Below are 17,559 nucleotides of genomic sequence, written 5' to 3'. Positions count from 1 at the left end.
AATGTGTCGCGATACGAGGGCGTGACGCGTCGCCTTGCGTCGCGGCAAATGTCACCGGCGGAGTGCGAAAGCTGTGAGCCTTCCGGGTCCGGTTGGGGGATAGATGCGCTCATTTCGGCAGAACAGCGCAGATCCTGGAAGTGTAGGAAAGCCTAGTCCGCGCCGGCTTCCGCAGTGGCGGCGGCGCGGGCGGAGGCGCGGGCGGCGGCCTTTTCGCTTTCCAGCTTTTCGCGGCGCCTGGTCACGGCTCGAGCCTGGTCGGCAAGCGCCTGGAACGTGGCCTGTGCACGCAGCGCGCGGTCACGAACGTTGTCCAGCGTGGCGTCTTGCGCCTCTACGGCGGATTCCCGGGCGCGGGCGGAATAGAACTCGTAGCTCTGGCTCATTGGCGGCCTTCCTCGGTCGGATCAGGTAGGGAACGGGGTGTTTCTCCCGCGCAACGTGTCGCAGTGGCGCGCGGGAGAAACCTCGGCAGGGCGGTTAGTCCGCGGCGGAAAGGTTGACGGCGCTTTCCTTGCCGTTGCGGCCGGCCTCGACCTCGTAATTGAGGCGCTGTTCCTTATCGAGCGTCGTCATGCCGGCAGCCTGGACGGCGCTGATGTGGACGAAGCTGTCGCTCGAACCGTCGTCGGGCTGGATGAAGCCATAGCCCTTGTCGGTGTTGAAGAATTTGACTGTGCCAGTCTTGCTCATGATGGGTTCCTTTCAAGAACGCATGTGGTTGCCCCGCCGCGACATGCGGCGTGGTCGTGCATCAAATCGTCCGAAGAAAGGAAGTCGTCGTCTGGTTTTCGCCGGGGCCAGCCAATCGCAAGAGAGGTGGCAAGCGGCGTCGTCAAAAGCCGAAGTCCGTCGCAAATTTCGACGTCAGCGAGGGCGCAGTAGCACGGCTGGGGCCGATCACCTAACGCTATCGGTTTCGCGCGCCAGCAGCGGGTGGACATAGCGGCGGCGGCGCGAGGAGGCCTTGCGGCTGGCCGCGACCTCCATCGCCTGGTCCCACATCAGCGCAAAGCGCGGCGCCCGCGCGCGCAGGCGATAGGCAGCCTGCCGGCTCATCCCCACCGCCCGCGCACACGGCGCGACCTTGCCCGAACGCTCGAGCAGCTTGAGGAAGTCGGCAGCCTTCTCGCCCGTCCAGCGGGTGTTGTCGGGCTTCTGGCGAGCGGGAGGTTGCGGCGTCATCCGGCGAGGTTAGGCACGGATGGAGGGGTGTAGGAAAGTTTTCCCGGCCCATGCTTTTGGGCTAGCGATCGCAGCATGACCACGCCCATCATACTCGTCGATGCCGATGCCTGCCCGGTGAAGGAGGAGGTCTACCGCGTGGCGGAACGCCACAAGGCCCATGTCCGCGTGGTAAGCAACAGCCCCTTCCGCGTACCGGTGAGCGAGCGGGTGAAGCGCGTGGTGGTCTCGGACGGGTTCGACGCGGCCGACGACTGGATCGCGCAGAACGCAGGGCCGCGCAGCGTGGTGATCACCGCCGACATATTGCTGGCCGAACGCTGCCTCAAGGCGGGCGCAACCGTCCTGCGTCACGACGGCAAGCCTTTCGACGCCGCCAGCATCGGCAGCGCCATTGCGACCCGCGCCATCATGGAAGACCTGCGCGCCGGGATGGACGGCGTGGGAAGCGGCCCGCCGCCGTTCAGCAAGGCGGACCGGTCGAACTTCCTGCAGGCGCTGGACCGGGTGCTGGTGAGGATGGGGCGGGGGTGAGGCCACAAAGGTAAGGTCGGGAACGGTTTCGCTATCTATTCTCTGCAATAGGCCCATACCGCAGCGGGGCATTCCGCCCCGATTGGAAAAGACCATGGCCAAGGGCCAGCAGAAGAAAAGCCGCGAGAACCGCAAACCCAAGAAGGAAAAAGTCAAGACAAACGCCTCCAACCCCAGCATCAAGCCCGGCGCGATCAAGGGGCTGGAGAATATGCGTAACTCCTGAGGAACTAGCCCCCCGCGCCTCCATCGACCGGCGCCGGATTGACCCGGATCGAGCGCCTTCCCGGCCTCCCGTGGCGATCATCTGCGGAAGAGGGCACCCCGGATCGTATCGACCCGGGGTGTCTCCTGCATCTGGTCAGGAAAGCTGGCGCAGGTGGACGGCAACCGTTTCGCCATCGTCCTTTGTCCAGGTTTCATATCCGAAATACGTTTCGCATCGCGGTTCTCCAGCTTGCTGCTGAACGTCGACCCGGCGAAACGACAGCGGTTTGCCGCCGGCATTGGGCTGTACCGTGCCTTGCTGTGTTTCGCTGTCGAAGGTCTCGACTTTTCCATAGTGGATCATGGGATTGTTTCTTTCCGAAAAGCGCAGGCAGCCAGGAATGACCGCTAATGCGCGGGCTAAATGGCGAGAGCTGGCGGGGGAGCGGTTCCCGTGGAAACGGGAAGAGGACCGTCGGAAACGACAGGTAGCTATCCCTTAGATGGGGAGTGCGGCTTCTCAAACAAGGAAAGAAGCGCGTTTGGGCGCTGCGGCTAGCGGGGATGCGCGCGATGCGGTGAAGTAGGACGCCCGTCCTCAAGCAGCGGAGCGATAGGGTGCCAAGGACGCGCAAGGCGGGCATCGGCTATCACGAGATCGTCGCTGGCCACACCACGCCGAGCGAACTCAGGGCGCTGGTGGAGAAGCTAGTCCCCGCGGGTTAGTGGTCAGGTATGCTGCCCCCCGAACTCTGCTAGCTCGTGGAGAACTCCCTAACCACCTCATAAGACTAAAATAATTGTGCTACTGAGTTGGTATGGCCGACATAAAGCGAGTGTGGAATCAGAATGAAACTCCCGTGATCATTCGACGCGCGAAACCGGGCCAGAAACATCGATTGCGCCTCCCATACAGTAGTACCAACCGTGATTGGCTTCGTGATGACAGGCGAGATCGACCAGTTTGGTTGGCAGACGGAAAATATTGGGAAATCCCGAAAGCTTGGTTCAACGACTTCGTAGAACGGTGCCTCAAACGCTACGGCGAAGTTTGGATAATTCAGCCTTTTCGAGAGAGCGAGAAGTGCGCGCCAGCATGCATGAATGCCAAAGGACATGAATGTCAGTGCTCATGTATGGGAGCGAACCACGGCGCAGGGAACGACGGATCATGGTTTGAAGTCTCCGAAGCTTTTGCGGTCCGCTGGAATCGGGAAGAATTGGCAGCGAGGCTTTTGGTAGCGACATGAAGACAGCATCACTTACCGAACACGAGAAGCGCATTGCCAAGAAGTTGCTTGGAGACGGCAACACCTATCAAGACGTCCAACAGCTAATAAACACGGGCAGAACACCAACCATCAATCCAGGGCGTCTCGCTGGCTGGAAAGATTGGGACATCGAACCCGCTACTGAAGTCGAAATAAAGCGTTATAAATACGAAAAATCGCTTGTTGATCTAAAGAGCGGTTTATCTCCGATAGACGACGAGAGATTGTTTCGCGCAAGGGAAGCGATGGTTGCGGCTGTCGAGATTTTCAACAGTCCGACGATGCTATTCAAGGTCCAGATCTTTCCTGTGCTGAGTCAGATCTCTTGGACTTACTTACTCCACGAATACTACGACCGTAGAGGCGTCGAGATTACCGACGCCAATGGCAATTCCCTACTCCTCAGTCAGATGTTGAACAGGGATGATTGCCCGCTCGAAAGCGACGTCAAAAAGAACCTCACAGCGGTGAAAACGCTGCGCGATAATGTCGAACACAAGATTTTGTCCTCTATTGGGAGGTCATACTGGCCGCTCTTTCAGGCTAATTGCCTGAATTTCGATCAGACAATTAGAAAGCTATTTGGCGAAAATTCCGGCCTCCGAGATAGCCTATCGATTGCGCTGCAATTCTCGAAAATGGACGTTGACCAGCTCAGCGAACTCCAAACTTACGACCTAACTCCGCAGATCGAGGCTATTGATCAATTAATTGCTGAGGCGGCTGGGATCACCGGGAATGAGGGGGCCAACTACCAATTCAAGGTTAGCTACCATTTCGAGAAAGCGACTAAGGGCGACTCGCACATCGTTTTTTCGCAGAACAATCCTGAGGGCAAATCGAAGAAGAATGTTTTGACCCAAAAGGTGGTTGGTGATGAGCTTTGGCCTTTCAGAGTCAAAGATGTGATCGCAAGGGTTCGTGAAGACGGAAACCCCGCCTTCAATTCACACCATCACCAGCTAGCGTGGAAGAAATTTGGCGCTCGGCCGCGTGGCAAAGCCAAGAACCCCGCCGACTGCAAAAAGGATTTCTGCCACTATCATACGGCACACCAAGACTACACCTACTCACAGAAATGGGTAGATCTGCTGGTGGAAGTCGCTTCTAACCCGAGCGAGTTTGAAGCTTTGAAGCGGTACAAGCCGAAGGCCTAGCCAAATTACCCCTCCGGCAAATACAATTTCTCGCCCTTCTCGCGGTAGACCTCGCTCATCTCCTCCATGCCCTTCTCCGCTTCCTCGGCCTCTTGCGGAGAGGTCTCGCGCTTGATGTTCTCGCTCGCCAGGTAGCTGTCCGAGTTCTGCTTCGCGGCGAAGTCGCGCACTTCCTGCGTGATCTTCATCGAGCAGAATTTCGGGCCGCACATCGAGCAGAAGTGGGCCGTCTTGGCGCCTTCTGCGGGGAGGGTCTGGTCGTGGTATTGCTCGGCGGTGTCGGGGTCGAGGCTGAGGTTGAACTGGTCGCGCCAGCGAAATTCGAAGCGGGCCTTGCTCAATGCGTCGTCGCGGACCTTGGCGGCCGGGTGACCCTTGGCAAGGTCGGCAGCGTGGGCGGCGAGCTTGTAGGTCACCACGCCCACCTTCACATCGTCGCGGTCGGGCAGGCCGAGGTGTTCCTTGGGCGTGACGTAACAGAGCATGGCGGTGCCGTACCACCCGATCTGCGCCGCGCCGATGCCGCTGGTGATGTGGTCGTACCCCGGCGCAATATCGGTGACGAGCGGGCCGAGCGTGTAGAAGGGCGCTTCGCCGCACGCCTCCAGCTGCTTGTCCATGTTCTCCTTGATCTTGTGCATCGGCACGTGGCCGGGACCTTCGATCATCACCTGCACGTCCTGTTCCCAGGCGCGCTTGGTGAGCTCGCCAAGCGTGTAGAGCTCGGCGAACTGGGCTTCGTCATTGGCGTCGGCGATACTGCCGGGGCGCAGGCCATCACCCAGCGAGTAGGCGATGTCATAAGCCTTCATGATCTCGGTGATCTCGTCGAAGCGCTCGTAGAGGAAGCTCTCCTTGTGATGCGCGAGGCACCACTTCGCCATGATCGAGCCGCCGCGCGACACGATGCCGGTGACGCGTTTCGCGGTCATCGGGACATAGGGCAGGCGGACCCCTGCGTGGATGGTGAAATAGTCGACGCCCTGTTCGGCCTGTTCGATCAGCGTGTCGCGGAAGATTTCCCAGGTCAGGTCCTCGGCAATGCCCCCGACCTTTTCCAGCGCCTGGTAGATCGGCACAGTGCCGATGGGGACGGGCGAGTTGCGGATGATCCATTCGCGCGTGTCGTGGATGTTGCGGCCTGTCGAAAGGTCCATGACCGTGTCCGCGCCCCAGCGGATCGACCAGACCATCTTGTCGACCTCGCTCGCCACGTCGGATGCCACGGCTGAGTTGCCGATATTGGCGTTGATCTTGACGAGGAAGTTGCGCCCGATCGCCATCGGCTCGGTTTCGGGGTGGTTGATGTTGTTGGGGATGATCGCGCGGCCCCGCGCCACCTCGTCCCGCACAAATTCGGGGGTGACGTAGTCGGGCAGCGATGCGCCCCAGGGCTGGCCGTCGTTGCGGGCGGTGAGGCGCGCGGCCTCGTCCCGCAGCATTTCCCGGCCGAGGTTCTCGCGCTCGGCGACGTATTCCATCTCGGGCGTGATGATGCCGCGGCGGGCGTAGTGCATCTGGCTGACGTTCATGCCGGGCTTCGCGCGCAGCACCTTCTTCGCCACGTTCGGGAATGCGGGCACGCCGCCCGAACGGTCGGGCCCAAGCTGGCCATTATCTTCGGGCTTCACTTCGCGCGCGTCGTATTCCTCGACATCGCCGCGGGCGAGGATCCACTCGCGGCGCTTCTGCTCCAGCCCCTTGCGGATATCGATCTGCGCATCGGGATCGGTGTAGGGGCCGGAGGTGTCGTAGACGCGCACGCTGGGCTCGCCGCCCTCGAGATCGATCTCGCGCATGGCCACGCGCACGCCGCTGCCGCTCTTGGCGCCGACATGGACCTTGCGGCTGCCGCGGATCGGGCCGGTGGTGACGCCGATGTCGAATTTGCTGTTGATGTCGGCCATGCGAAGTCTCTCCAGAAGGCGGACGGAGAGCGGAGTTCTGGCGACGACCAGCCCACTCCCTCCGCCGATGCTAATCGGTTCAGGTTCGACGGGTCGGGCGGTGCTTAATCCGCCCCTCTCAGCGAAAGCTCGCTCCCCGGGGATGAAGGGGGCTTAGCCGAGCCGGCGCGGGGAATCCAGCGCCTATGGTGCCTCAGCGACGGCGCGGGCCGTAGAGGCAGCACCGGGCTGGACAGATCGCGATGGCAATGTGGGAGAAGTGGATGCCCCGTGAGGATTCGAACCTCAATTGACGGAGTCAGAGTCCGTAGTCTTACCATTAGACGACGGGGCATCAGCATCGCCGGTCGGGGCGCCGAGAATCGCGCACCGCTCCGGGAGAGGGGGCGCACTTAGTTTCGCTGGCGCGCCCGGTCAACCCTTCTGCTTGCCCGAAACGTCATGTGGCGCTAGCGTCGGCGGCAAGTCCCCGTGCGCGTTGGTTCGTGCGGGAGGATAGAAAGAAGACACCCCATGGCGGATCATTCTCCGCCGGACAGTAAAAGGGGGCCTGGTAAGAACAGGGGCGGCACGTCCGGCAAGGTAGCCGATTTCCGCTACAAGCGCCCCTCCCGGCCCGATAGCAAGCCCGGCAGAAAGCCGGCCCCGCGCCCTGCGAAACCGCGCGCGGCGGACAAGCAGGCCAACCCGATCGACAACAACCGGCAGGCAGCGCCCGCGGAACGCGGTTTCCAGCGGCGGCAGGCCTATGCCGCGCTCGACCTCGGCACCAACAACTGCCGCCTCCTGATAGCCCGCCCCTCGGGCGAGAATTTCACGGTCATCGACGCCTTCAGCCGCGTGGTGCGCCTCGGCGAGGGGCTGGCCGCCAGCGGCCGCCTGTCGGACGCGGCGATGGAGCGTACGCTGGCCGCGCTGCACGTCTGCGCCGAAAAGCTGCGCCGCCGCCACGTCCACCTCGCCCGCTCGGTCGCGACCGAAGCCTGTCGCCGCGCCTCCAACGGCGAGGAGTTCATCGAACGCGTGCGGCAGGAAACGGGCATCGTGCTCGACATCATTTCCGCGCAGGAAGAGGCGCGCCTCGCCGTACTGGGCTGCCACATCCTGCTCGAAGACGGTCCCGGCCCGGCAGTGATCTTCGACATCGGCGGTGGTTCGACCGAACTGGTGCTGGTGGAGCCGAGCGGCGCGGTCCCGCGCATCCTCGACTGGATGAGCGTGCCCTGGGGCGTCGTCTCGCTCACCGACACGGTGACCGGATCGGACGAGAGCCTCGAAACCCGGCTCGACCGCTACACGCGCATGCGCCGCACCGTGGGCGACAGTTTCAAGCCCTTTGCCAAGCGCATCGCCGAACACGCGCGGGGCAAGCACCCGATCCGCCTGCTGGGCACCAGCGGGACGGTGACCACGCTGGCCAGCCTGCACCTCGAACTGCCGCAATACGACCGGCGCGCGGTCGACGGGCTGATCCTCGAATCGAAGGCCATGCGCGATATCTCCACGCGCCTGTCCCGCATGAGCGGGGCGGAACGGCAGGAATTGCCCTGCATCGGGGATGACCGCGCGAACCTGGTGGTGGCGGGCTGCGCCATCCTCGAATCGATCCTCGACATCTGGCCCTCGCAGACGCTGGGCGTGGCCGACCGCGGGATCCGCGAAGGCATCCTGCGCAGCCTGATGGCCGCCGATGCCGATGGCGAGCGCAGCCGCGCCGCGCTGCAAAGGATGAGGGAACAGGATGTCTAGGTCGGGCAAGGATCGCGACACGCGGGTTCGCACCGCCAAGAAGCGCACCGCGTCGTCGACGCGCTGGCTGCAGCGGCAGCTGAACGACCCTTACGTGAAGCAGGCCAAGGCCGAGGGGTATCGCAGCCGCGCGGCCTACAAGCTGATCGAGCTGGACGAGAAATTCGGCCTGCTGAAAGGCGTCGAACGCGTGGTCGACCTCGGCATTGCGCCGGGCGGCTGGAGCCAGGTGGTGCGCAAACTGCGGCCCAAGGCGCAGGTGGTCGGCATCGACCTCCTCGAGGTCGAACCGATCGAGGGCGTGACGATCTTCCAGATGGATTTCATGGACGACGATGCGCCGCGCGTGCTCGAAGAGGCGCTGGGCGGCAAAGCGGACCTCGTGATGAGCGACATGGCCGCCAACACCGTGGGCCACAAGCAGACCGACCATCTGCGCACCATGGGCCTGGTCGAGGCGGGCGCTTGGTTCGCAGTAGAGAACCTCGACAAGGGCGGAACCTTCCTGGCCAAGGTGCTGGCCGGCGGGACCGATGCGGACCTGCTCGCCCTGCTCAAGAAGCACTTCAAGACGGTCAAGCACGCCAAGCCGCCCGCCAGCCGCAAGGGCTCGAGCGAGTGGTACGTCATCGCCCAGGGTTTCAAGGGCGAGGCCTGAGGGCAAAGAAAAACCCCGCCGAAGCGGGGCCTTTCGTCAAATTTGCCTGAAGCCGTTAGGCTCAGTCGACCTTGGTCGCGCCGCCGGTGTCGGTGGCCGCATTGCCCGCAGCGACGGGCTGGTCCGCGCTCATCGCGCCGGCAGCTTCCGCGCCGTCGACCGGTGCGCCTTCGACCGGACCTTCGCCCGCGCCGGGTGCGTCAGCCGCGGCTTCTTCTGCCGGAGCGGCCGGGGCCGGATAGTCGGGGCCGCCGCCGTTCGCCTTCATGTAGGCGATGACATTGGCACGGTCTTCCGGCTTCGAAAGACCGGCAAAGCTCATCTTGGTGCCGTTGGCGAAACCGCGCGGGTTGGCGAGCCATGCGTCCATTGCCGCATAGTCCCAGGTGCCGCCCTTGTCCTTCAGCGCCGAGCTGTAAGCGAAACCGGCAGCATGTGCGCCGATCGGGGTGCCGAGCACGCCCCACAGGTTCGGGCCGATGCCGTTGGCGCCGCCCTGGTTGATCGTGTGGCAGGCACTGCACTTGGCGAAGACGGCTTCGCCGGCAGTCGCGTCGGCAGCAGCGAGCAGCGTGCCGAGATCGGGACCGGAATCGGCGCCGCCTTCTTCTTCTTCACCTTCGATGAAGAAGCCGAAATCCTTGCCTTCGGGATAGTCATGGCTGTCGGCATGGAAGTACATGCCCGAAGCGATCGATGCCCCGAGGGCCACGATGCCGGAGAAGAGTACCCAGCCGGCGGTGGTGTTGAAACGGTCGTCCATTGCGTGAGAACCTGCGAGAATCCGTGTGGTCTATGGTTGCGCGCCGCTCTAGTGCCGTGCGCGCCTTCGTGCAAGTCCGCCCTGTGCAATAGCGCTTGCGATGGGTGCAAGTGGTGCCTAGCAGCGGCTTCCCATGCGTAATTTCGCCAAGCCCGCCCTCGCCATGGTCGATTCCATGCGCGCCGCCGCCGCCGGGGAACCCGCGCGCGCCATCGCTTTCGGCGGTGCGCCCGGTTCCAATTCGCACCAGGCGGCGATGCAGTTCGCGCCCGAAGCGCTGCCCCTGCCCTGTTTCAGCTTCGAGGATGCGCTCGACGCAGTGAAGAGCGGCGCGGCCGGCTGCGCGATGATCCCGATCGAGAACAGCCAGCACGGCCGCGTGGCGGATATCCACTTCCTGCTGCCTGAAAGCGGGCTGGCGATCGTGGCCGAACATTTCATGCGCATCACCCATGCGCTGATGGCGGTCGGCGACGGCCCGTTCGAAGCGGCCTACAGCCATCCGCAGGCGCTCGGCCAGTCGCGCGAATTCCTGCGCGCGCGCGGCATCACCGGCATGAGCTATGCCGATACGGCGGGCGCTGCGGCCTATGTGGCGGAAACCGGCGAGGCAAACATCGCAGCAATCGCCCCGCCGCTTGCCGCCGATCTCTACGGCCTCAAGATCGTGGAAGACGCGGTCGAGGACGCGCATGACAACACCACGCGCTTCGTCGTGCTGGCGAAGGAACCGCTCGCACCGGGCGCGCTGGCCGGTGTCGATGCCATGACGACCTTCATCTTCGAGGTGAAGAATATCCCCGCCGCACTTTACAAGGCGCTGGGCTGCTTTGCCACGAACGGCGTCAACATGACCAAGCTGGAAAGCTACCAGAAGGGCGCAAGCTTCGCGGCGACCATGTTCTTCGCCGATATCGAAGGCGCGCCGGGCGATGCGCGGGTCGATACGGCGCTTGAGGAACTGGCGTTCCAGACCAACGAGGTCCGCCTGCTCGGCAGCTATCCGCGCGCCCGCAAGCGCGGGTAGGCGCAGGGCAAGAGAAGACGGGCCGCAGGGCGACCCGCCTTCTCCCGGGGGGCAATCGTCAGTCGCGCCAGACGAGGCGCTTGATCAGCACATCGCCCAGCACGGTGCGGTATTTCGCGCGGTCGCCGCTTTCGGCCTGAAGCTGCTGGATGTTGCGCTGCATGAAGGCGCGCATCTGCTTGTTGCGCGCTTCGAATTCCTCGTTGCTTTCGAAATCGTCGAAGCGGGTGAGGAGCCACATGTCGGGTTCACCCTGGCGCGCGTGGGTGTTCGACCAGATCTCGTAGCTTTCGATCCAGCCCTGCGAGACAGCATAGTCCATGCGCTTGCGCCATTCGCCTGCCAGCCAGTTGGCATATTGGAGGCCCCCGCCGTCCTCGAGGCTGATGCCGGTGACCTCGATCCATTCCGCGCCCTTGAGCGGGTACTGGTCCTGCGCCACGGCAGCCTGCGGCATGGCGACAAGCAGCGCGCCCGCGGCGAGCACGGCTTTGGTAAGTGATTTCATGGTTATGACTCCTAGGTGACGAGTTGAACGACCCGTGACTTCGGCGTCAGGACCTTATGCGGCCCGTTGTGATGGATTTTCGTCCCCCAACGCTGGCGGCAGGCTGCGCCTTGCCGTCCCGAGAGTCAAAAGACCGGCGCAAACGCCTGAAAAGCATGGCCAATCGCGTCTTTCGCGACCAGTCGACTCCCCTCGCGACTCGGAGCTATTCGTCGCCGTAGATGGCGACTTCGTTGATGCCTGCGCTGGTGGCGCGGCCGCGGTACATGCCGGCGGTGTTGAAGCTGAAGACAGCCTCGCCCGACGGAGAGACGACGATCACGCCGCCATCGCCGCCCAGCGCCTTGACGTCGTCCATGACCGCGTCGCTGGCAGCCTGCGCGCTTTGATCCTCGTATTCCATGAGTGCGCAGATCGAACGGGCGACGCCCACGCGGATGAAGAATTCACCCCAGCCGGTCGCCGACACGGCGCAGGCGCGGTCGTCGGCATAGGTGCCGGCCCCGATGATTGGCGCATCGCCCACGCGGCCCCAGCGCTTGCCCGTCATGCCGCCGGTGGAGGTGCCTGCAGCCATGTTGCCGTGCTTATCGAGCGCCACTGCGCCGACCGTGCCGAATTTGACGTCCACATCGAGCGCGGACAGCTGTTTCGCCTTCATCCGCTCCAGCGCCTTCAGGCGGAACTCGGTATCGAAATAGCTCGGCGGGACCAGCTCGATGCCCTGTTCGGCAGCGAAAGTTTCCGCGCCCTTGCCCGACAGCATCACGTGCGGGCTGTCGGTCATCACCTTGCGCGCGAGCAGGATGGGGTTGCGCACGGTGGTGACGCCTGCGACCGCGCCGGCATCGCGCGTACGGCCGTCCATGATCGAGGCATCGAGTTCGTGCGTCGCGTCCCAGGTATAGACCGCGCCCTTGCCCGCGTTGAAACGCGGCTCGTCTTCCATGATCAGGATCGCCGCCTCGATCGCGTCGAGCGCGCTGCCGCCTTCGGCCAGCACCTTCGCGCCAGCATCGAGCGCGGCCTGCAAGGCAGCGCGGTGCGCGGCGTCTTCTTCTGGCGTCATGCTGTCGCGCGCGATGGTGCCGGCCCCGCCATGGATGGCGAGCGACCACCCGGCCTGCGCATGGTCCTGCGCCGAGACGGGGTGCGAAACGGCGAGCGCGAAGCCCGAAGCCGCGATAGCGAAGCGGGTGAAAAATCCTCTCATGCGAGCGTGATAGCAGCCAAAGTTATCCACTCCAGTCTTTCGTGGATTTTTGGATATTTCCGACAGCGTGATAGGCCATGCCGTAGGGGAACCAATGGGGAGAGGTTTCATGCAAATCGGTAGATATCGCTTCGACCAAGAGGTGGCGATGAGCGTCATCGAAAAAGTCGGACTTGCACTTATCGTCCTGCTCATAACCTGGGCTGCGGCGAAAGCGGCCAAGTGGGCATTCGCCAAGCTGGTCGACAACATATCCTTCTTCCAGCGCGGCACCGGCAGCGGTTCTTCGCTGGGGGCATCGCTCGGCAAGATCGTTTCGCTGCTGATCTGGCTGTTCGGCCTGCTGGTAATCCTGCAGGTACTGGGCCTCGGCGCAGTGGCAGGGCCGGTCGACAGCCTGCTCGAAAACGTCGTCGCCTTCATCCCGAATCTGGTGGGTGCAGGGCTGATTTTCTTCATCGGCCTGATGGTGGCGCGGATCGTGCGCGACCTTATCGTCACCACGCTGCAGACGGTCGATTTCGACAAATGGGCCAATCGCGGCGGTGTCGACAATGTCACCGGCAACACCGCGATCAGCAACACGATCGCGACCATCGTCTATGCGGTGATCGTGATCTTCGTGGCGATCATGGCGCTCGATGCACTCAATATCGAGAGCATCTCGCGGCCGGCCAGCTCCATGCTGCAGCTAATCTTCAACGCCATCCCGAACATCATCGCGGCCGCGGTGCTGCTGGGCATCGGCTACCTGATCAGCAAGTTCGTGGTGCAGGTGCTGAAGGAAGTCCTGCCCGGCCTCGGGGTCGACAGGGCGCTGGCAGAAAGCGGCATGATGGGCGAAAATGCCCGCGCATCCACCATCATCGCCCGCGTCGTGCAGGTTGCCATCATCCTGTTCTTCGCCATCGCGGCGACCAGGCTGCTGGGCTTTCCCGAGCTGACCGCGATCCTCGATGCCGTGCTCGAACTGGGCGGCAAGGTGATCTTCGGCGCGGTGGTGATCGCTTTCGGCTTCTTCATCGCCAACCTGCTGGCCCGGCTCATCTCGGGCGACGGGGAGAACGCGACCGCAGCGACCATCGTGCGCTGGGCGACGATCATCCTGTTCGTCTTCATGGGCCTACAGTTCACCGGCATCGGCGGGATGATCCCGGCCAATGCGCTGACCATCCTAATCGCGGGCGTCGCGGTTGCAGGCGCGCTCGCCTTCGGCCTCGGTGGACGCGACTGGGCGGCGCGCAAGCTCGACCAGATGGACAGCGACCTTGCAGGTGCCGCAGGCGCTGCTCCGAAGCCCAAGAAACGCAAGGCGGGCACGGCCAACGACCCGCTGCCGCCGGGCGCATAACGAGACCCCAAGGGGACGCAAAGAGGGGGCGCGGGACGATAAGGTCTCGCGCCCTCTTTCCTTTGTGCTAAGCCGCTTCCCGCCCAAGAGGAGACAGGATGATGAGCAAGTTCGGTTACGAAAGCACGGCGGACGAAGTCCTCGAAGGCAAGGACCTGACCGGCAGGACGGTGCTGATCACCGGCGCCTATTCCGGCCTCGGACGCGAAACCGCACGGGCGATGGGCGCGAAGGGCGCGCATCTGATCCTGTCGGGCCGCGACGAAGGCAAGCTGGCCGAGGCCGCATCGGAAATTTCGCAGGAAACCGGCGCCAGCGTGGAAACGCTGGTCTGCGACCTCGCCTCGCTCGACAGTGTGCGTGCAGCAGCAAGAGAGGCGAACGAGCGGTTCGACAAGATCGACCTCCTGATCAACAACGCAGGGGTCATGGCCTGCGACGAGGCCAAAACTGCCGACGGGTTCGAGATGCAGTTCGGCACCAACCACCTCGGGCATTTCGTGCTGACCAACCACCTCGTCCCGCTGCTCGAACAGGGCGAGCGTCCGCGCATCGTCAACCTGTCGAGCCGCGGTCATCACATCGCGCCGGTCGATTTCGACGATCCCAATTTCGAGCGCCGCGAATACGAGAAATGGCAGAGCTACGGCCAGTCGAAGACCGCCAACGTGCTCTTCGCCGTGGGCCTCGAAGACCGGCTCGCCGACAAGGGCATCCATGCCTATTCGCTGCATCCGGGCGGCATCATGACCAATCTCAGCCGCCACATGACCGACCAGGACATGGCCGATCTGGTCGAGCGGATCCGCAAGAATGCGGAAGCATCGGGCCAGACGCCCGAGCCGTTCAAGTCCATTCCGCAAGGCGCGGCGACGACATGCTGGGCAGCCACAGCGGAAGAGCTGGAAGGCGCAGGCGGCCTCTATTGCGAGAACTGCCACGTTGCCGACCAGGACGACGAAAGCCCCAGCGGCGGCGTGCGCAGCTATGCCATCGACAAGGGCAATGCCGATCGCCTGTGGGCGATGAGCGAGGAAATGGTGGGCGAAACCTTCGCTTACTGAGCGAGGGCTTCGACCAGCCCTTCTGCCAGCCAGCGTGCGAGCATGGCCCCGGCGGCGGCCGGCGCCTCTTTCTCGCCCAGAAGGCCGGACAACAGCTCGCAGGCTTCGGCGAAGCTTGCGCCCTGCATCATGGCGGACAGCGCCTCGCCTTCGGGCAGGGGCACCTGCTGGAAGACAGGCCGTTCGCCCTCGCGCCAGACGATGCAGCAGGCCGCCTCTTCCGGAAGGTGCGTTTCCCCCTCGGACCAGAGAAGTTTCACATCGTGGCGGAGCGTGCGTAGCGCGAGGCCGGGCACGAAGCGCAGCCGCAATCCGGCCCAGTCGGCATCGCCGTAGCTCGCCGTCGCCTCAGCGAACCCTGCTCCGTCGAGCGCAGCGGCATCGCGCGCGACGAAGGCGCGGTGCATTGCCCATTCCAGCCAGGCCAGTTCGGCAACTTCGGGGTCCTGTACGAACAGCTGGGCGCAAGTCGCATCGAACCCCTCGCCTGCAAAATCGAGGGTCCAGCTGGCCGGAGGATGGGTAATCAGGTGATGGGCGGCAGCACGCTCGAAACTGTCCTCGCCGACCAGTCGCGCGGTGCGCTCGAAGGTTGAACGAAGCGCCTCGACCAGCGCGGAGCGGTAGTTGTTGCGATAGACCGCAAGCCCCGCCGCGTGGCGCGGAGTCCAGCCTGCCGGAAGCGGCAGGTCCTCGTCGAGGATACGCGCCAGCATCGCGTCCTGCGCCTCGGCAAGCGCGCTCATGCCGCGATCCGCTGCGCGGCCAGTGCGCGGGCGTGGTCGAGTTCGGCAAGCAGGTCTGCCAGCGGCGGAATCTTGTCGTCGCGCTCGATCATGGTGGCGACCGGACCGGTGCGGGCGATGGTTTCCGCATAAAGCGCCCACACCTCGCCGCAGACTGCGCGGTCGTGGGTGTCGATGACGATCTCGCCCAGCGTGTGTCCGGCAAGGTGGATCTGCCGCACGCGATCGAGCGGCAGGCCGGCGATGTAGTCCTGCGCCGAGAAGCCACGGTTCTGCGCGCTGACATGGACGTTGTTGACGTCGAGCAGCAGGTAGCACCCGGTACGCCGCGCCATTTCGGAGAGGAACTCCCATTCCGCCATCTCGTCCTGCGGAAAGGCGAGATAGCTCGACGGGTTCTCGAACAACATTACGCGGCCGAGCGCAGTCTGCGCACGGTCGATATTCTCGCACACCACCTCCAGCGCCTCGCGCGTGATCGGCATGGGCAGGAGGTCGTGCGAATTGTGCGCGCTGTTGCGCGTCCAGCACAAATGGTCGGACACCCAGAGCGGCTCGATCCGGTCGGCCAGCGCTTTCAGCTTCGCAAGGTAATCATGGTCCAGCCCGTAGGCCGAGCCGATCGACAGCGACACGCCGTGGAGGATCACCGGATGCTTCGCACGTACCTGTTCGAGGATGCGCAGCGGCTTGCCGCCTTCCACCATGTAGTTTTCCGAAATCACCTCGACGAAATCGACCGGCACGTCGCCTTCGAGGAAGTCCGCATAATGCGTCCGCCTGAGACCGAGGCCGAAGCCGTGGAAGGGAGCGATACTCGTCATGGGTGTCTCCGGCAGCATGGGAAAAGGCGACCCGGTGAGGGGCGTCGGGGGACACGAAGGGGGAGGATCCCCCGCAAGCCGGGCCGCCCGCTTGGGGCAGTGAGGATCAGCCGATGTCGCCGATCGTCCCGCCCTTGGTCAGGCACTGGCCCGCCTTCATCGCCTTGAAGCCGTGGCCCTTGCATTCGTTCTGGCCCTTGCATGCGTTCTCGCTGGTGGCGCAGTCGGCCTGCCCCTTGCAGCTGTGCACGCCGTAGCAGTGGACGGTATCTTCGGCGGCGATCGCGGCGCCGCTGCTGCCGGCAGGGGCAGGCGCGGCAAACGCGCTCATCGAAGAAAGGGCAAAGGCCGCGGCGGCGGCTGCAGTGGCGGTCTTGCGGGTAGCGAGGTTCATGGCATCCATTCCTTGTGATCTGATGCGTGCGTCGGTGCACCCGGCATCCTTCGCGCCCGGCAAGCGGGCGGTTACAGGCAATTTTTTCGCGATCCGGCGTAACCGCCCCGCCTCTCGCCCCGAATGACCTGCCAGTTGCGGCGCCCCCGCCCCGACACAGCATTCGAGAACAAGAAAGACTTGCCATGCACAATCAATCAATCGCCCGCCTTGCGGGTCTTGCCCTGACCGCCGGCATCGCCGCCACGCTCGCCGCCAGCCCCGCCGCTGCGCAGAAGAAGCCCGCGATGGAGAAGTGCTACGGCGTCGCCAAGGCAGGCGAGAACGACTGCGCCGCCGGTCCCGGCACCAGCTGCGCGGGCACGTCCACCCGTGACTGGCAGGGCGATGCCTGGAAGCTGGTCAAGAAGGGCAGCTGCGAAACCATCTCCACGCCCAAGGGCAAGGGTTCGCTCACGCCTGTAAAGCGCTGAGCCACGCGTCCCTCCCGCCTGCCCGGCCAGCCCATGACGAGGTGAGACATGCAGCGAGTACTGACCCCCTACGACCGCTTGGCCGTCTGGCTCGCATCGCGTGGGCCGGAAAGCCTGGCACTGCTTCTCACCCGCGTGGCGCTGGCCGGGATTTTCTGGCGATCGGGCCGCACCAAGGTGGAGGACGGCTCGGCGCTGACTGTCAGCGATAATGCCGTCTTCCTGTTCGAATACGAATATACCGGCCTGCCCCTGCCCGCCGACATCGCGGCGCCGCTGGCCACCTACGCCGAGCACTTGTTCCCCGCCCTCCTGGTCGTCGGATTGTTCACGCGCTTTGCCGCGTTGTCGCTGCTGGGAATGACGCTGGTGATCCAGTTTTTCGTCTATCCGGAGGCCTGGTGGAGTACGCATGTCGCCTGGGTCGCCATGGCGGCGATCCTCGTCTCGCGCGGCGGCGGGACGCTGTCGCTCGATGCGCTGCTCGCCTCGCGGCGGGCGGCGTGATAGCCATGAGCATAGAGGGGC

At 64.0% G+C, this 17,559-nt stretch carries 21 protein-coding genes, 1 tRNA gene and 1 riboswitch; of the genes, 10 read left to right on the top strand and 12 right to left on the bottom strand.

Annotation, left to right across the window (positions count from 1 at the left end; genetic code table 11):
- Positions 1-152: 152 nt before the first annotated feature.
- From GRI42_RS13875 to GRI42_RS13040, 3 genes are all read right to left on the bottom strand, one after another.
- Complete coding sequence (locus GRI42_RS13875; protein WP_170289995.1) at positions 153-386, bottom strand: hypothetical protein; 234 nt, start codon at positions 384-386, stop codon at positions 153-155.
- A gap of 94 nt (positions 387-480) precedes the next feature.
- On the bottom strand, positions 481-693 hold the full coding sequence (locus tag GRI42_RS13045) for a cold-shock protein (protein ID WP_160608899.1): 213 nt from the start codon (positions 691-693) through the stop codon (positions 481-483).
- 207 nt (positions 694-900) lie between these two features.
- Positions 901-1,185 (bottom strand): hypothetical protein, encoded by a 285-nt coding sequence (locus GRI42_RS13040; RefSeq protein WP_160608898.1) that lies wholly within the window; start codon positions 1,183-1,185, stop codon positions 901-903.
- 75 nt (positions 1,186-1,260) lie between these two features.
- On the opposite strand from GRI42_RS13040, the gene GRI42_RS13035 reads away from it, so the two are divergent.
- Complete coding sequence (locus GRI42_RS13035; RefSeq protein ID WP_160608897.1) at positions 1,261-1,719, top strand: YaiI/YqxD family protein; 459 nt, start codon at positions 1,261-1,263, stop codon at positions 1,717-1,719.
- 94 nt (positions 1,720-1,813) lie between these two features.
- Positions 1,814-1,945 (top strand): hypothetical protein, encoded by a 132-nt coding sequence (locus GRI42_RS14105; RefSeq protein ID WP_267904394.1) that lies wholly within the window; start codon positions 1,814-1,816, stop codon positions 1,943-1,945.
- A gap of 135 nt (positions 1,946-2,080) precedes the next feature.
- On the opposite strand, the gene GRI42_RS13030 is transcribed toward GRI42_RS14105, so the two are convergent.
- Entirely contained in the window at positions 2,081-2,290 is a 210-nt protein-coding gene (locus tag GRI42_RS13030; RefSeq protein ID WP_160608896.1) for a cold-shock protein, read from the bottom strand.
- An 882-nt stretch (positions 2,291-3,172) separates the two neighbouring features.
- On the opposite strand from GRI42_RS13030, the gene GRI42_RS13025 reads away from it, so the two are divergent.
- The gene (locus GRI42_RS13025) at positions 3,173-4,354 is read left to right on the top strand and encodes a DUF3644 domain-containing protein (protein WP_160608895.1); all 1,182 of its coding nucleotides are present in this window, start codon (positions 3,173-3,175) and stop codon (positions 4,352-4,354) included.
- A gap of 5 nt (positions 4,355-4,359) precedes the next feature.
- On the opposite strand, the gene thiC is transcribed toward GRI42_RS13025, so the two are convergent.
- A complete protein-coding gene (thiC, locus tag GRI42_RS13020; RefSeq protein WP_160608894.1) occupies positions 4,360-6,261 on the bottom strand; it encodes a phosphomethylpyrimidine synthase ThiC in 1,902 nt (633 codons plus the stop codon).
- A gap of 37 nt (positions 6,262-6,298) precedes the next feature.
- Positions 6,299-6,410, bottom strand: a riboswitch (TPP riboswitch).
- 111 nt (positions 6,411-6,521) lie between these two features.
- A tRNA-Gln gene (locus GRI42_RS13015) sits at positions 6,522-6,595 on the bottom strand.
- A 179-nt stretch (positions 6,596-6,774) separates the two neighbouring features.
- Here GRI42_RS13015 and GRI42_RS13010 point away from each other — a divergent pair.
- On the top strand, positions 6,775-8,010 hold the full coding sequence (locus GRI42_RS13010) for a Ppx/GppA phosphatase family protein (RefSeq protein WP_160608893.1): 1,236 nt from the start codon (positions 6,775-6,777) through the stop codon (positions 8,008-8,010).
- Complete coding sequence (locus GRI42_RS13005; protein WP_160608892.1) at positions 8,003-8,668, top strand: RlmE family RNA methyltransferase; 666 nt, start codon at positions 8,003-8,005, stop codon at positions 8,666-8,668. Before GRI42_RS13010 ends, GRI42_RS13005 begins: the two co-directional genes overlap by 8 nt.
- Before the next feature lie 61 nt (positions 8,669-8,729).
- Here the strand turns inward: GRI42_RS13005 and GRI42_RS13000 are convergent, their stop codons facing one another.
- Complete coding sequence (locus tag GRI42_RS13000; protein WP_160608891.1) at positions 8,730-9,431, bottom strand: c-type cytochrome; 702 nt, start codon at positions 9,429-9,431, stop codon at positions 8,730-8,732.
- A gap of 133 nt (positions 9,432-9,564) precedes the next feature.
- On the opposite strand from GRI42_RS13000, the gene GRI42_RS12995 reads away from it, so the two are divergent.
- A complete protein-coding gene (locus tag GRI42_RS12995) occupies positions 9,565-10,458 on the top strand; it encodes a prephenate dehydratase (protein ID WP_160608890.1) in 894 nt (297 codons plus the stop codon).
- A 58-nt stretch (positions 10,459-10,516) separates the two neighbouring features.
- Here the strand turns inward: GRI42_RS12995 and GRI42_RS12990 are convergent, their stop codons facing one another.
- Together GRI42_RS12990 and GRI42_RS12985 are read right to left on the bottom strand one after the other, a co-directional pair.
- A complete protein-coding gene (locus GRI42_RS12990) occupies positions 10,517-10,966 on the bottom strand; it encodes a hypothetical protein (RefSeq protein ID WP_160608889.1) in 450 nt (149 codons plus the stop codon).
- Positions 10,967-11,171: 205 nt separating this feature from the next.
- Positions 11,172-12,179 carry an isoaspartyl peptidase/L-asparaginase family protein gene (locus tag GRI42_RS12985; RefSeq protein ID WP_160608888.1) on the bottom strand — a complete coding sequence of 336 codons (1,008 nt, stop codon included), beginning with the start codon at positions 12,177-12,179 and terminating at the stop codon, positions 11,172-11,174.
- 109 nt (positions 12,180-12,288) lie between these two features.
- Between GRI42_RS12985 and GRI42_RS12980 the strand changes: the two genes are divergently transcribed.
- Together GRI42_RS12980 and GRI42_RS12975 are read left to right on the top strand one after the other, a co-directional pair.
- Positions 12,289-13,530 (top strand): mechanosensitive ion channel, encoded by a 1,242-nt coding sequence (locus GRI42_RS12980; RefSeq protein WP_160608887.1) that lies wholly within the window; start codon positions 12,289-12,291, stop codon positions 13,528-13,530.
- A gap of 98 nt (positions 13,531-13,628) precedes the next feature.
- The gene (locus GRI42_RS12975; RefSeq protein WP_160608886.1) at positions 13,629-14,594 is read left to right on the top strand and encodes an SDR family NAD(P)-dependent oxidoreductase; all 966 of its coding nucleotides are present in this window, start codon (positions 13,629-13,631) and stop codon (positions 14,592-14,594) included.
- Here the strand turns inward: GRI42_RS12975 and GRI42_RS12970 are convergent.
- The 3 genes from GRI42_RS12970 to bufA2 form a co-directional block, all read right to left on the bottom strand.
- Complete coding sequence (locus GRI42_RS12970; protein WP_160608885.1) at positions 14,588-15,340, bottom strand: HvfC/BufC family peptide modification chaperone; 753 nt, start codon at positions 15,338-15,340, stop codon at positions 14,588-14,590. The genes GRI42_RS12975 and GRI42_RS12970 overlap by 7 nt on opposite strands.
- Positions 15,337-16,164 (bottom strand): MNIO family bufferin maturase, encoded by an 828-nt coding sequence (gene bufB, locus GRI42_RS12965; protein WP_160608884.1) that lies wholly within the window; start codon positions 16,162-16,164, stop codon positions 15,337-15,339. The genes GRI42_RS12970 and bufB overlap by 4 nt, the downstream gene beginning before the upstream one ends.
- 106 nt (positions 16,165-16,270) lie before the next feature.
- On the bottom strand, positions 16,271-16,558 hold the full coding sequence (gene bufA2 / locus GRI42_RS12960) for a BufA2 family periplasmic bufferin-type metallophore (protein ID WP_199800467.1): 288 nt from the start codon (positions 16,556-16,558) through the stop codon (positions 16,271-16,273).
- 185 nt (positions 16,559-16,743) lie between these two features.
- Between bufA2 and GRI42_RS12955 the strand changes: the two genes are divergently transcribed.
- Together GRI42_RS12955 and GRI42_RS12950 are read left to right on the top strand one after the other, a co-directional pair.
- Positions 16,744-17,031, top strand: a complete 288-nt coding sequence (locus GRI42_RS12955) for a BufA1 family periplasmic bufferin-type metallophore (RefSeq protein ID WP_160608883.1) — start codon at positions 16,744-16,746, stop codon at positions 17,029-17,031.
- A gap of 48 nt (positions 17,032-17,079) precedes the next feature.
- Positions 17,080-17,538: a DoxX family protein gene (locus GRI42_RS12950; RefSeq protein WP_160608882.1), complete on the top strand. Its 459-nt coding sequence runs from the start codon at positions 17,080-17,082 to the stop codon at positions 17,536-17,538.
- Positions 17,539-17,559: the final 21 nt, after the last annotated feature.

The organism is Qipengyuania gaetbuli (assembly GCF_009827315.1).
GTDB classification, from domain to species: domain Bacteria; phylum Pseudomonadota; class Alphaproteobacteria; order Sphingomonadales; family Sphingomonadaceae; genus Qipengyuania; species Qipengyuania gaetbuli.
Note: the sequence above shows the minus strand (reverse complement) of the source record. Positions and strands in the feature narration are given on the sequence as shown.

Excerpts from the sequence above, each read along its gene's own strand:
- GRI42_RS12995 (WP_160608890.1), top strand. The coding sequence starts at position 9,565 with ATGCGTAATTTCGCCAAGCCCGCCCTCGCCATGGTCGATTCCATGCGC.
- GRI42_RS13035 (WP_160608897.1), top strand. The coding sequence starts at position 1,261 with ATGACCACGCCCATCATACTCGTCGATGCCGATGCCTGCCCGGTGAAG.
- GRI42_RS12955 (WP_160608883.1), top strand. The coding sequence starts at position 16,744 with ATGCACAATCAATCAATCGCCCGCCTTGCGGGTCTTGCCCTGACCGCC.
- GRI42_RS13875 (WP_170289995.1), bottom strand. The coding sequence starts at position 386 with ATGAGCCAGAGCTACGAGTTCTATTCCGCCCGCGCCCGGGAATCCGCC.
- GRI42_RS13030 (WP_160608896.1), bottom strand. The coding sequence starts at position 2,290 with ATGATCCACTATGGAAAAGTCGAGACCTTCGACAGCGAAACACAGCAA.
- GRI42_RS13045 (WP_160608899.1), bottom strand. The coding sequence starts at position 693 with ATGAGCAAGACTGGCACAGTCAAATTCTTCAACACCGACAAGGGCTAT.
- GRI42_RS13005 (WP_160608892.1), top strand. The coding sequence starts at position 8,003 with ATGTCTAGGTCGGGCAAGGATCGCGACACGCGGGTTCGCACCGCCAAG.
- GRI42_RS13040 (WP_160608898.1), bottom strand. The coding sequence starts at position 1,185 with ATGACGCCGCAACCTCCCGCTCGCCAGAAGCCCGACAACACCCGCTGG.
- GRI42_RS12985 (WP_160608888.1), bottom strand. The coding sequence starts at position 12,179 with ATGAGAGGATTTTTCACCCGCTTCGCTATCGCGGCTTCGGGCTTCGCG.
- GRI42_RS12970 (WP_160608885.1), bottom strand. The coding sequence starts at position 15,340 with ATGAGCGCGCTTGCCGAGGCGCAGGACGCGATGCTGGCGCGTATCCTC.
- bufB (WP_160608884.1), bottom strand. The coding sequence starts at position 16,164 with ATGACGAGTATCGCTCCCTTCCACGGCTTCGGCCTCGGTCTCAGGCGG.
- GRI42_RS12980 (WP_160608887.1), top strand. The coding sequence starts at position 12,289 with ATGCAAATCGGTAGATATCGCTTCGACCAAGAGGTGGCGATGAGCGTC.
- GRI42_RS12950 (WP_160608882.1), top strand. The coding sequence starts at position 17,080 with ATGCAGCGAGTACTGACCCCCTACGACCGCTTGGCCGTCTGGCTCGCA.
- GRI42_RS14105 (WP_267904394.1), top strand. The coding sequence starts at position 1,814 with ATGGCCAAGGGCCAGCAGAAGAAAAGCCGCGAGAACCGCAAACCCAAG.
- GRI42_RS12990 (WP_160608889.1), bottom strand. The coding sequence starts at position 10,966 with ATGAAATCACTTACCAAAGCCGTGCTCGCCGCGGGCGCGCTGCTTGTC.
- GRI42_RS12975 (WP_160608886.1), top strand. The coding sequence starts at position 13,629 with ATGATGAGCAAGTTCGGTTACGAAAGCACGGCGGACGAAGTCCTCGAA.
- GRI42_RS13025 (WP_160608895.1), top strand. The coding sequence starts at position 3,173 with ATGAAGACAGCATCACTTACCGAACACGAGAAGCGCATTGCCAAGAAG.
- GRI42_RS13000 (WP_160608891.1), bottom strand. The coding sequence starts at position 9,431 with ATGGACGACCGTTTCAACACCACCGCCGGCTGGGTACTCTTCTCCGGC.
- bufA2 (WP_199800467.1), bottom strand. The coding sequence starts at position 16,558 with ATGAACCTCGCTACCCGCAAGACCGCCACTGCAGCCGCCGCCGCGGCC.
- GRI42_RS13010 (WP_160608893.1), top strand. The coding sequence starts at position 6,775 with ATGGCGGATCATTCTCCGCCGGACAGTAAAAGGGGGCCTGGTAAGAAC.
- thiC (WP_160608894.1), bottom strand. The coding sequence starts at position 6,261 with ATGGCCGACATCAACAGCAAATTCGACATCGGCGTCACCACCGGCCCG.